The sequence below is a fragment of the Hungatella sp. L36 genome (assembly GCF_014288035.1).
Genome location: NZ_JACOPC010000037.1, coordinates 1 through 12,446 on the forward strand (window position 1 = coordinate 1; position 12,446 = coordinate 12,446).

At 46.3% G+C, this 12,446-nt stretch carries 13 protein-coding genes and 3 tRNA genes; 2 read left to right on the forward strand and 14 right to left on the reverse strand.

Annotated elements, in window-relative coordinates; all coding sequences use genetic code 11:
* Positions 1-177: 177 nt before the first annotated feature.
* The 11 genes from H8S80_RS33475 to H8S80_RS33525 all read right to left on the reverse strand — a co-directional run bounded on the left by H8S80_RS33475 (position 178) and on the right by H8S80_RS33525 (position 9,519).
* Positions 178-441, reverse strand: coding sequence for a hypothetical protein (locus H8S80_RS33475; RefSeq protein WP_117633582.1), 264 nt, complete (start codon positions 439-441; stop codon positions 178-180).
* 65 nt (positions 442-506) lie between these two features.
* Positions 507-743, reverse strand: a complete 237-nt coding sequence (locus tag H8S80_RS33480) for a hypothetical protein (RefSeq protein WP_117633583.1) — start codon at positions 741-743, stop codon at positions 507-509.
* Between the two features lie 28 nt (positions 744-771).
* Positions 772-1,974, reverse strand: a complete 1,203-nt coding sequence (locus H8S80_RS33485) for a DNA primase (RefSeq protein ID WP_243008045.1) — start codon at positions 1,972-1,974, stop codon at positions 772-774.
* A 55-nt stretch (positions 1,975-2,029) separates the two neighbouring features.
* Positions 2,030-3,241: a hypothetical protein gene (locus H8S80_RS33490; RefSeq protein ID WP_117633585.1), complete on the reverse strand. Its 1,212-nt coding sequence runs from the start codon at positions 3,239-3,241 to the stop codon at positions 2,030-2,032.
* 258 nt (positions 3,242-3,499) lie between these two features.
* Positions 3,500-3,853 (reverse strand): N-6 DNA methylase, encoded by a 354-nt coding sequence (locus tag H8S80_RS35220; RefSeq protein WP_117633587.1) that lies wholly within the window; start codon positions 3,851-3,853, stop codon positions 3,500-3,502.
* Positions 3,757-4,131: a hypothetical protein gene (locus H8S80_RS33500; protein WP_147338573.1), complete on the reverse strand. Its 375-nt coding sequence runs from the start codon at positions 4,129-4,131 to the stop codon at positions 3,757-3,759. Before H8S80_RS33500 ends, H8S80_RS35220 begins: the two co-directional genes overlap by 97 nt.
* On the reverse strand, positions 4,124-4,597 hold the full coding sequence (locus H8S80_RS33505) for a hypothetical protein (protein WP_117633588.1): 474 nt from the start codon (positions 4,595-4,597) through the stop codon (positions 4,124-4,126). Before H8S80_RS33505 ends, H8S80_RS33500 begins: the two co-directional genes overlap by 8 nt.
* A gap of 14 nt (positions 4,598-4,611) precedes the next feature.
* Complete coding sequence (gene recD2 / locus H8S80_RS33510) at positions 4,612-6,849, reverse strand: SF1B family DNA helicase RecD2 (RefSeq protein ID WP_181988067.1); 2,238 nt, start codon at positions 6,847-6,849, stop codon at positions 4,612-4,614.
* A gap of 14 nt (positions 6,850-6,863) precedes the next feature.
* Entirely contained in the window at positions 6,864-7,235 is a 372-nt protein-coding gene (locus tag H8S80_RS33515) for a DUF7768 domain-containing protein (protein WP_117633590.1), read from the reverse strand.
* A complete protein-coding gene (locus tag H8S80_RS33520) occupies positions 7,235-8,275 on the reverse strand; it encodes a YqaJ viral recombinase family nuclease (protein ID WP_117633591.1) in 1,041 nt (346 codons plus the stop codon). The genes H8S80_RS33515 and H8S80_RS33520 overlap by 1 nt, the downstream gene beginning before the upstream one ends.
* Positions 8,276-8,367: 92 nt before the next feature.
* Positions 8,368-9,519: a transposase gene (locus H8S80_RS33525; RefSeq protein ID WP_117633592.1), complete on the reverse strand. Its 1,152-nt coding sequence runs from the start codon at positions 9,517-9,519 to the stop codon at positions 8,368-8,370.
* A 647-nt stretch (positions 9,520-10,166) separates the two neighbouring features.
* Between H8S80_RS33525 and H8S80_RS33530 the strand changes: the two genes are divergently transcribed.
* On the forward strand, positions 10,167-10,388 hold the full coding sequence (locus H8S80_RS33530; protein WP_117633593.1) for a helix-turn-helix domain-containing protein: 222 nt from the start codon (positions 10,167-10,169) through the stop codon (positions 10,386-10,388).
* Between the two features lie 102 nt (positions 10,389-10,490).
* A complete protein-coding gene (locus H8S80_RS33535; protein ID WP_117633594.1) occupies positions 10,491-11,702 on the forward strand; it encodes a site-specific integrase in 1,212 nt (403 codons plus the stop codon).
* Positions 11,703-11,908: 206 nt separating this feature from the next.
* Here H8S80_RS33535 and H8S80_RS33540 read toward each other — a convergent pair.
* The 3 genes from H8S80_RS33540 to H8S80_RS33550 all read right to left on the reverse strand — a co-directional run bounded on the left by H8S80_RS33540 (position 11,909) and on the right by H8S80_RS33550 (position 12,296).
* Positions 11,909-11,980, reverse strand: a tRNA-Cys gene (locus tag H8S80_RS33540).
* Positions 11,981-12,104: 124 nt separating this feature from the next.
* Positions 12,105-12,176 (reverse strand) — tRNA-Glu (locus H8S80_RS33545).
* A gap of 47 nt (positions 12,177-12,223) precedes the next feature.
* Positions 12,224-12,296: transfer RNA gene (locus H8S80_RS33550), tRNA-Asn, on the reverse strand.
* Positions 12,297-12,446: the final 150 nt, after the last annotated feature.

The following is a 12,446-nucleotide window of genomic DNA, read 5'->3' on the forward strand; positions in this document are numbered from 1 at the left end:
ACAAAAAACTACATAATCAACGTCGTGGCGAATCACTACATTCGCTCTTTTGTTATGTGATTTTTTATTTCAAGTCCATTATACACTATCTTGGCCGATTTGCGAAGTTTCCTAGAAAGTAAAAAATGGGTGCCAATACCAATTAAAATTAGTATTGAACACCCATATATTACTTATTTAGCTATACAAATCAGCATATTCCGTAATTACTTTGCCTTCCATTATTTCATCATCCATCGAGCATACCCACACCAACGTCGGGGCCTCATAGGAAGGTTCCCCCATCAGGCCATACACGGTTTTCTCTCTATACTTATCCCAGCCTGCAATGGCTTCCTCTTTGCAGTTTCTTTCCGGAACTTCAGTTTCTGCAATCAGCCACAAAGCCTGTTGCCGTTCCGGACAATGGATAATCATATTGTTTTTAAATCTCGGTTTCATACATCTGCACCTTTCTCCTTGCCAGCTCCGAGCTGTCTGAAGCGCTGTCATTTATTACGGAAACATCATTCCGTCAGCTTTTCCAGCAACTTGGGTAACGCTTTCCGCGTAAGTTCTGCCGATGCTTTATCCACGCAGCGCGACAGCAGCTCCTCTTTCTGACTATAAATAACCTCCTTGACCGCTTTTTCGATCCCTTTATATTCATCACGCTTAAAATAAGCCCTCGCACATTCCTTTGCAACCATATCTATAATTGCTTTCTGAAGCTCATCCTCATCAATCTCTATTGTTACCTTCATCTTTTCCCTGCCTTATATTTATTCCGCATCACTCGGATGCTTTACATTCCAGATCGAGCAGCCAGTCATCCACACCTTTCAGGTTTCCAGCCCAGGCGCCTTCTTGGTCTAAATCCCAGACAAACTGCTTGCACGGTACCAAAAGCTCCTTACAGATGCCATACAGCTTCCTGCACCCGTTCTGGATATGCTTCCGTTTCTCTATTTTTTTCAGGCACTGATGTTTTCCTTTTTCCTGCCGGAACGCACACGTTACGCAGTCTGTATTATAATCCGCCTGACAAACCGTATTTAACAGCTTATCCATGTCATAGGTCTCATAAACCATCTTGACTCTAAGCCGCTTTAACTGTGCGATAAGCTCCGGCAGATTCGCGTACTGGTTGACGCCTGGGACACAGGCAAAGCTGCGACCGGACAGGAAACTGGCTATGTCTCCTTTCAGTGGGCCTTCTGTGAGGAATACAATCTCATCCCTCGGATTCCCTACAAAATGAATCGGGCTTCCAGAGCTGGTTCCCATCTTATCGTTGATACTGGATAACCAGATATACTTGGTATGATCGAACGGGTAATCCAAACGGATCTGCATTCCCACAATATATCCCTCGATTGTCCGGACCGGAATTAAAAAGCCGCTGCACTTCCGCTTAAAGCGGATACTCCAGGCCCCGTCCTCCTCCTGGTAAAATCCAGGAACACCTTCCACGGTACAGCCGGCTTCAATCAGCCGTTCTGTCAGCTTCCGAAAGCCGAAGACTGGCGTGCTCTTGTATCCATTCTTCTGGATTTGCTCCATACTTAATCCGCGTTCCAAAAGATTTTTTCCGTGTGTCTCCGATAAAGTAAGCATGGAGAGGAACGTGGAATATGTTTGATGCAGCACCCGATCAGGAGCCCGGTCTGCATGGATCACTTCCGGTTTGGATTTCACCGTTTTCTTAAAGCTCTCATATTCCGGAGCCTGGATGCCTTTTCCCAGATAATTCTTAATCTGTTCACAGGCCGTAGCCCGATCCAGACCATATACCTTGCTATATAACTGGAGCTGGCCTCCGCCTTCTCCACATTTATTGCAGCGGAATACGTTCTTCTCCAGGTTAATATTCAGCTTCCCCTCTTTGCCGCAAAATGGGCAGTCACAATCCCAGCTTGTTTGATTTTTTCGACGTATTTTCAGGTTCAGAAGGAATACGATATCACTAATGTCAAATGGAAACACCTCATTCATCCGATATAATTCCTCCCTCCTTTCCGCAGCCCGGCAAAAGCCAGGCTGCATGTCATTAAGCTACCCTGTTTGTTGCTGCGTCAATCAGGAATCTAGCGCCAACCCGCAAGAGCTTATCCGGCCCCTTATAATCATTTGCATACCAGTTTAAGTCCTTCGGCCGGTCTATCGCAATCTGCCCTAATGTCTTGCCATGATTGATCTTGGTTGAGACAACAACAGACGCCGCTGATTTATAGTCCAACAGCGCATAAATCTGTTCGTCTGTCATATCCGGTGTGATAACTGGTAACTGCGGTGCCTGGCCGACTGGCTGTATCTGCTCCTGTGCAAGAGCCTGGTTCTGCGGCGGCACCTGATTCTGTGGCGCTGTCTGGTTCTGCGGAGCTGCCTGGCCCTGCGGCCATGCCTGATTCTGCTGGACTGCCTGACCCTGTGGCCGTACCTGGTTCTGTGGTACTGCCTGGCTCTGAGGCCGTACCTGGTTCTGCGGTACTGCCTGGCCCTGTGGTACTGTCTGGCCTGCAGCATAATTATAATTAGCAGGCACCAGATTCTGTACCGGTGTTCCCCCGCCAAAAGCCGGAGGCATTCCATAAGCCACACTGGAGGTTTCCTGCATGTATGCTTCCAGGGAAGCGGCCGGTTCCATATAGCCTGCCGACACTGCCGGATTCCCCTGCATAGGTGTCTGGTTTTGAGCCATTACCGGATTCTGGTTTGGTACGGCCTGCTGGCCCTGTGAACCATTCACTTCTTCAGTCATAGTGCCGGGCATATCAGAAATGTAATTGCTTCCCTCACCGCGGTTCTGCCCAAGAGGCGCATCGACCACATTTGGGTCCTGCTCGCCTTCCAGATCGGCAAATTGTAAGCCATATCCCGCATCAGCAAGCGCCCGCCCCACGGCGGCAGTCTCCGCCAGCTCCAGAAATTTGGCTCCGAACTGTTCGTCCTGACTTACAAACTTCTGGGCAAACGCACTGGCAATATAGCTGTCCTCCGGATCCGTCTTGTTTAAGTAAATCCTGGCCTCCACAATGGCCGTCTGCTCCGTGAGCTTTAGCAGCTTTTTGACAATCTTCCCTTCCGGATTCTTCAGGCGGAACCACAGTTTACGGTACACCACATCCAGATACTGCTTTACGGTCCCATCACTTCCAGTTAAATTCCTCATATACTGCCTGGGATCAAAACCTTCAATCCGGTTCAAATTTCTGACTTCATCCACCCTGTCATACATCGTTGTATTGATTGTTTCACTCATTCGCTTTCGCTCCTCTCTTGTGAGCGGCAGGCGGTATCTTAACCTCTATATAGTAAAGAGCCGCCAACCGCTGAAATACTTGAATTTTTTTATCTTTTTACAGAAACTCAACTGGCCCGTTTCTCCTCCTCATCTTCAGAAAGATCTTCTACCCTTCCATCAAGAGGGGCGGACTGTCCATATTCTTCCGGACAGAGTTCCTGGTTATCCACAAAAAGTTCCGCATTTACAATGTATTCCTGTGTATACCAAACCTCATTACCCGGAATTCTTCCCGAATTTGACAAGGTATCCCCGACAAATTACATACGCGGGTAAACCCAATATGGCTAACTGAATGTAGCACGTCAAAGCCGATATGCGGTCAACATCCTGGCCCACAAATAATGCATTCGTCTGCGGATTGATTCCCTTCTTTTGAAGCATATGTGCAAACGTAATTAACATCGTTCCGGTTCCGCACGCCGAATCATATACGGACAAATACCCTTTCATTTCTAATTGGTCATTCCATATCAGTTTCTCGCACACAAACTCGGCATTGCAACGGAAACATTGCAAGAGCTGAAATACTGCTTTTTTAGCCTTTGCAACAACTCCAGCTCCTGACATATATTCCCCAGGAAATCCTGTTTGTCGTTTTCTTCATAAGCCAGCTGCATAACAGCGAAAAGCTGTACGATGATGTCCTGTTCCTCCTTCTGATAGGTATGTATGATGGACAGATATTCTTCTTCCCTCTCATCCCAGCTGCTTGTTTTCACAAGGTTTGAGATGGTGATTGCAGCCAGAGTAATGAAGTCATTCCACACTTTCCAGATAGAACGGCGCTCAGTAAGTTTCTCCAGCATGGTACAAAATTCTGCTTTCCAGTCCGGCTTCTTATTCATTGATTGCCCCCTTTCTTTGATCCGGCAATTCACTAATCTGTACGGCCATGTCCTTCTCCAACATACTATTGCGGATTATGACCTCGCCATTCTCCCCATACAGCACCTGGTAGCCTGCCATGGACAGCGCCTGCTCGATCACATCGAAAACGCGCTCCCGCTCGTCCTGCTTCTCCTGATAATTACACTGTTTGCATTTACAGTCCAACTGGGTGCAGCGTCTGAGCCGCGCCGGATTCCGGCTTTCAACGTAGGGAATACAGATGGTAAATCCCAGTTCCTCCAGTTTCTCTACCGCAAAATGGATTATCTGGTTTCGCACACCACGGTCTAAGACGTTCTTTAACTCCTGGCCGTCTCTATCCGTGCTGCCATCCACCAGTACCTTACAGAAGTCAACTGCAGCCTGCGATAATGCATCCAGGCGGCGCACCATACCCTGTGAAACAATTTTTGTCCTATTCATCGTTTAAATTCCTCCTAAAAATTAATTGCCATCTGTTCATATACGGATTCCTCCAGCCTGCGTTCCTCCAACAGCTCATAATACCGTCTGGTAAGTCGTTCCCCTAACCGGGTCAGGCGCTTTTCATTTTTCGTGTTATGGACTGCCTTCTCAATGGCCCGCTTCTGTCCTATGATAATCAGCTTTACCTTGGCTCTTGTTATGGCGGTATAAAGGATATTACGCTTTAACATGAGGCGGAACGCCATCAGCCATGGCAGGATCACCACCGGATACTCGCTGCCCTGGGATTTGTGAACCGTCTGGATATAGGCGTGTTCCACCATTTCCATCTGTTCCTCATCATATTCCACAATACGGCTACCAAACGCAATTTCAGTTTTTTTAATCCCGTCACTGTCCAGGTAAATAGCCTTTATGAATCCGGTGTCCCCGTTACTGATTCTGTCTTTGTTTTTATTTTGAATAATCTTATCCCCGGCGCGGAATGTATGGCCAGCAGCTTTCATTTCCAGCTGGCCTTTCCGGGCTGGATTCATCATTTCATGAAGTTCTTCATTCATCCCGTTGACGCTCACACCGTCTCCCTTTCTGCGCGGCGTAAGAATCTGAACGTTTTCCACGCCGTTTTGCTTAACCTCATCCGCATAGACTTTTCGTACCAGGTTTTTAGCTTCCAGCTCTGTTTCGACCGGCAGCCAGACAAAATCCTCCCCATACGCGAACTCTGTCTGATCCTTTTGCATAAGATCCGCATTTTGAACAATCCTGCTGTTTTTATCCTGCCGGAAGACCACGTCAAGAACCGTAAGAGGGATGATTCCGCTTTCAATCAGTTCCCGAAACACATTTCCCGGTCCCACCGATGGCAGCTGCTTCACGTCTCCAACCAGAACCACTCTGGTATCTCTGTCTATCCGGCCAAAGAAGGTGTTTCCCAGCTTCATGTCAACCATACTGAACTCATCGGCCAAAAGCAGGGATGCCTCCAAAGAATCGGAGTCCATCCAAAAATCCTCATCATCACTCACAATTCCCAGCGCACTGTGCATGGTAGACGCTTCTGGATAGCCGGTGCTCTCTGCCATACGCCTGCTTGCTTTCCCAGTCGGTGCCATAAGAAGGACGGTTCCATCATCAATCTTTTGATGAATATAAAGGATTACTTTCTCCACTGTTGTCTTTCCGGTTCCCGGCCCTCCCGTAATAATACTGAAGCGGTAACGGAAAGCCATGATAACAGCTTCTTCCTGCCGCATGGCAAGCTGGATTCCCAGCTCCTCCTGAGCCTCCTTCAGCAGACTAATGATATCTGTTTTGTCCGGCTCCTGAAGCAACAGCTCCGCTATGGCATTTGCTGTACCTTCCTCCTGTTCATAAGCACTCTTGGTATAGACAGCAGTTCCATCAACCACCAGCTCGCTCTCTGCAAACATCTGATTAGCGACTGCACAGATCTGTTTCCTGCTGACGGCTTCCATCGGGAATCCATGGTTTAAATATTGATATACAGTCTTGATATATGTTTCTTTATCCATGTAGAGGTTCCCTGCCCGCATATTGTCGTCTATCACATATCGTAGGCACTCCCTGATCCGCTGCGGATCGAAAAGGCATATGTTATTTGCCATTGCGATCCGGTCAACTTGCGTGAAGGAAAATCCCTGCACCTTACAGAGTTCATAGGTTTCACTGCGTACTACCTCCAGCGCGCGATCCCCATATGCGGTCTGCACCTTGGCAATCTTTCCCGGCCCCAGCTGATAGGGTGCCAGTAACATAGTTAATTCCCTTCTGGAATGCGCTTCCTGATAGGACATCAGGATCATGGACAGCTTTTTCTCTGTGATTCCCTTAATCGACAGGAGCTTTTCCGGTTCTGCGTCAAATATCTCAAAGGTTTGTGTACCAAACTGGTTCACAATCGCCTCCGCTGTCTTGGGGCCTATTCCTTTCACCGCGCCGGAACTAAGATACTGGTAAATGCCGTCCTCTGTGTCCGATAAAATATCGTCATAATATTCGACCGCAAACTGCAGTCCATTCCTGCCCTTGGCCCAGGTTCCGTTTAGCTCATATTCCAGCACGTCTCCGTTTGGCAGATGATATCCGACCGCCACAAATGCGGTTTTATTTCCCTTATAGAAGGAGTTTTTCGCACCTTCCGGCACCGGTTCCTCCGTAAGATACTGAAATATACAATATCCGTTCTCCGGATTGGAATAGATCTCCCTGTCGTATCTACATCTCACGTCAACGTCTCCTTTCATGTAGAAGGCGTCTGCACCACGCCAATATAAGGGTCCTCCTTTAGAAGGGCATATACGGGTATTCCCAGCTCCCTGGCCTTTACGATCTCGGCCTGCATACCGCAGCTGATTACCGGGCTGCAAACAATCAACGCCTGGCTGTGTTCCAACAACTTCATGCCAACGCTGATTCCCAGTTCACGCACCCATAAAACTCTGTCATCCAGAAGCTCCGGAAGATACGCATGAGGAGCCACCGCCCGGCACCGGAAAACTTTCGATACCAACTGCATATAACTGCGGGCCAGTTCCATATTTGCGCGGATTTCATTAGCTGTAGGTGCAGAAAGGGGAGAACAGATATAAACCATATCGTTTTCTCTTATCATCAGGCCGCCTCCACTTTCTTGGCAGAAAACCGCCTGCTTTCCGTAACTTCTACATATTCATCATAGATATCCGGATGCTGCACCTGCAGCTTTTCCAGGCTATTCTTACTGATTCCGGTTCGATAGACCGGATTATATGTAACAAGGTATTTGCACGGACCGAGATCCAGTGATGCTTTACAGCTAACACCCATACGCTCAACCACACCGGCATAGAGGCTTTTCATCTTCCCCTCAATCTCTCTCGATTCCTTATCAATCGCGGATTTCCGCTCTTTTAAGGCTAAATACTGGTCCAGGTTATCGCGTATTGCTCCCGGGAGGATTATTTCGTCCTCGTCTTTATCTCCAGGCCCAAAATGCCTCCTGATACTTTCCAGTATCAGCTCACCGCTTTCCACGTATGGAGGTTCCTGCTCTTTCTGGACATATTCATTCCAAAAATATGCCTCCTCATTGATAAGATCTTCTTCGAGATCATAGTCCCGCTCAATTTTTCGGATGACATACTCATTCTCATTATTTCCGAACAGACAGGCGATATAGACCACATTTAAGTTCATAACAGCCATGTAATGTCTGCACTGATACTCATAATTGAGCGGCACACAGTTATTTTCCCATTTGTCCTGACAATGATAGTTTGATGTTTTACATTCAAGGATGCCTGTGGTTCCGTCCGGGAAATCAATAAAAAAGTCCACATCGGCCAGTAAAAAAGGATAGAGCGGATGACGGAACATCTTATGGATTGGGTAGACTTTCAATCCTGTTTTATAAGAAAATATCTCTGCAACCAGTTCCTCCAGACGATGTCCAACGGATTTAGCCACCCAGTTATCCTCATCTTCATTGACTACCGGCCGGATACCCCGCTTGTCATAATACAGATCCCGGCCGGTACAGAACGGTGATTGACCCATAATGGCAGCTACGTCGCTCCCGCCAATTCCCAGCCTGCGGTATTCCAACCATTCCTTTTCAGTAAGCGTAGTCGTATCAACGACTACCTCTGGACTATAATTCAGATTCAAAAACATAAAATCTCTCCTTCCTCATGGTAAGAAAAAAGAAGAGGTCTCCCTCCTCTTCGTTCTTAATGTGATTGAACGTTTTTCACAGCCTGCATTTTTTACCACTTGATTTCTCCCGGAACATCAAATTCCTTCCAGTCCAAAGACAAAGCTCTGGCAAGTTTTTCTTCCATGGTGGCAATATGGCCTCCTGACTCCCCTTCGCACGTCAGCATAAAAATCACTTCTGACATCCCACAGTAAATTTCGTGGGCCGTGCAGCTTCCTGTTCCGTTCTGGGATATAAACAAATTCAAGGCTTCCGTGATATATCGTTTCGGAACCTTCACCTTTTTCATAATCCCAATCATGCAGTTTCCGGGATTGGTAATTAAAATACCCAGGAGCCTTGTCAGATTCTTTAATGCAGCCTGGTACTTTCCAAACAGCAGCCCCAGCTGCTTATCAAACTGCTCCAGTGTAACTCCATTTTCATGACTGAGCCTTAACGGATCACCCAGAGCAATGGTATTCTGCTTGGGGCCACAGAGCAGCATGGGATATAAATTAGCCCCGCTGGTACCGACATCTGATGTGGATACCCGGAGGGCCGCCTTCATATCATCCGAATCAAGGCCGCAGTTTTCCAGCTCTTTGCGGTACGCTCCCAGAAGTTCATCATTCCTGGAAAGTTCCCACAGGCCCGATGCCCTTGTGTGATCGTAAAAACCGCCTAAAAAACTTGCCCCAGGAAAAGTCTTATTTAGGAACTCCACTACATGAGCAAAAACCTGCTCCATATCCAGAATGGAGTAGTCGCAGCAATCTCCACCATGCACCGCAGATACTTTACCGTCTGAGATCCGCAACAGGGATTCTCCCTTTGTGATCTTCAGACAGTCGTTCAGTATCCGGGCGTATACATTCTTCTCCAGACGGTTTAACACCGCCCCTGAAATACCGGCGCGATCTAAGATCGTCTTAATCGCACAGCTTCTCACTGGGTAATACTTATCCTTGGCTTTCAGTACCAGCCTGGTATTCTCCATGGTATCCGTCAGAATACCGATATCCAGGCCCTCCTGCTCATACTGTTCCTTAAGTTCCTTTGCAATTTTGCTGTCCTCATCCGTGATTGCAACGAGCCGAAGATCCTTGGAGCGTTTCCGTTCCCATCTGGATCTTCTTCCAATCGCCTTCAGACAGTCGAAAAATTCGTCCTGCGCTTGAAACTGCCTGGAATAGTTGTCTGCATACATAATTTCATTCATTTGTTTTTCCACCTTTCTTATTTTGGTTTTTTATCCTTAAAGCACGTGCTTTTTAGGCAATAAAAAAGGGAATGAGCCAGCATAAGCATTTCTTACACTGTCATCATTCCCTTATACGTGTGGATACCCACAAGACAGGACCGCCCTTTCCCGGACCATAAAAAATGCCAGAAAAATACCAGTCATCATGGCGTTTTCCTGACATCACTACAATCTTAAACAACGTGTGCGGAACGAATCCTCCTGGCCTTTTACCCGCCAGAATACCGTCCTCCGGAGCACAAAAATCAATTACAAAACCATACTAACACAATATCTAATATGTTGTCAATATCATAGCGCTTTTTATAGTATCTTAAATTTTTAAAATATTTCAATAATTTGGATTTTCTCCCCCTCTTTATAAACAGTATGTGATTTTCCGAAGCTGGTAAGTAGCTTTTCTTTCAGCTTCAATATCACCCGCACTTTGATAACTGAAGAGCATATACCAGCATTTTATATAGGTTCCCTGGACGGCCTGGCTGTAAGCTGCGCCGCCCCTGGATTGAATCGTACACCGTACAGCCTGCTACGTGGCCGGGAAGGGCATAGGAAGGGGATGCAGGGAGATATGCGTTTAATAAACTTAGAAAGAAGGAATCTTCATGAATAATCCTAATGCAGATAATACAGTCTCGGAAGATTTCAAGAAATACTCGGTTGCAGAAATCGCAGATATGCTCGGATTGGGTAAGACAAAAACCAGAGAACTCTTGCAAAGTAAAATTCTCCCGGTGACCAAATTAGGGCGGGACTACTTTACTTCCCCTAAAGCATTGCAAGATTTCATAAAAAAGAATACTGGTAAGGAACTCTCAATTAAATAGATTACGGTTGTCACAAACACTATATCGTACTATAATAATCCTACAGCAAATATATGGCTTCCTGTAGGGTAGAGTTCATTGTACCTTATAGGAGAGCATACAATGAGTAAAACTAAAGCAGAAGTTAAATCAAAAGAACAGCCTCAATCGAAGCCGAGGCGAAGCAAAGGTGATGGATCACTCTTTAAAAACTCCAAAGGTAAGTGGGTAGCTCGATACAAAGGCAAAGAATTCACGGGAGATGTAAAAAGCGAAGTGAAAGCCAGAATGGATAAGTATAAAATACTTGTTCAAACTGGCGAAGCTGTCACAAGAAAGCTGACGGTTCAGCAATATGGAGAAAAATTTCTTTATCACAAAGAGCAGCAAAATAAACGCGGCAAATTTAAGAACTCCAGCCTGGACCGGCTTGAAAGGACATTTCATAAGCAGATAGAGGAGAGCGATCTGGCAAAGGTCTTGATGTGTAATTTAGATGGCTTACAAATTCAGGATTTTATTGATAATTTGTCAAGCAAGTACAGCATATCAACCATCAAGAAAGCATACCTCTTTTTGCAGGCTATGATAAGTTTCGGTATTGAAATGAAGGATCTACCCAAATCATACGACCCGTTGTCCATTGTCGAGTTGCCTGATGAATCTGTGCTGGAGGTGAAAACAAAAGAGATTGAGATAATGCCTGATGAGTACCTCCCCAAATTTAAGGAAACCGCTATGGCTAGAAATCCAGATGGTTCCCTGGCTTATCGCTATGGACCGCTTCTAGTCTTTGCCTTAAATACGGGATTCCGGGAAGGCGAATTGCTCGCACTTTCAAAATCAGGTATTATGACAGTCGATGGGAGGCGCGCATACCACGTCTACGAAACTGTCAGCACCGTAAAGAATCGGGATAAGGATGCCTCAACAAAAACAAAGCGTATTCTGACTGCTCCAAAGTATCCACGAAGCGTCAGGACAGTTCCCTTAAACAAGGAAGCAGAGTATTGTCTGGATTTAATGCTTGGCTACTATGAAACAAGTACAGTCCGGGATGATCTGATTGTAACAACAAAAACAGGATTACTCCCAACGGCCCGTAATATTCAGCTGACTCTAGATCGGATTCTGAAAAGAGCCGGACTGCCTCACTATGGCACACATGCCCTTCGGCATACGTTCGCTACCAGGCTGCTCCGTAAGACACAGAATCATCAGGAGCTGAAGGCCGTAGCCGAGTTATTAGGCGATGACTACAAGGTTGTGGTTAAAACCTATCTTCACACAGAGGAACAGGGAAAGGGCGGATTGGTTGATCTACTAACGGCCTAAAAAACTCCACTCTATTTCCACCTTATGAAACGATTTTATCCGATTTTTAACGATTTCTAACGACACTTGTTAATTTTACAAATTCAAGTACAATGAGAAAAAAATGAGATAGAGGCAAGGGTCTAAACTGTATAAATAGCACCATCAGACGTAACGCAGACAACAAAAAAACCTCGGAAAATCAAGGTTTCCGAGGTTTTGATGAGAGGCGACGACCGGATTTGAACCGGTGGATACTGGTGTTGCAGACCATTGCCTTACCACTTGGCTACGTCGCCGTATTTATTTTTTTATGTTGGCTGAGAGCCAGTGAGCAGGGTGTTGCAGACCCACGCCTTACCACTTGGCTATGTCGCCGTAGATATTGTAAAAAGTTGAAGTTCTAATGAATTTCAACTTAAGTGACCCCAACGAGATTCGAACTCGTGTTACCGCCGTGAAAGGGCGATGTCTTAACCGCTTGACCATGGGGCCTAAGCTTTGCATTTCGTTCTCCTCATTTACCGTTTGAGTATCACGAACTCCCCGAGTAGGACTTGAACCTACGACAGCGCGGTTAACAGCCGCGTGCTCTACCGACTGAGCTATCGAGGATTATTATACCATGAGGTATCCTCTATTCCAAGGCATATACCCTCAAAACCACACATTGTACATATCTTTCATCCGTTCTTACTTCCTCTGCCATTTCTGACAACCTAAACCAACTTGGTTAAGCCCTCGACCTATTAGTGACAGTCAGCT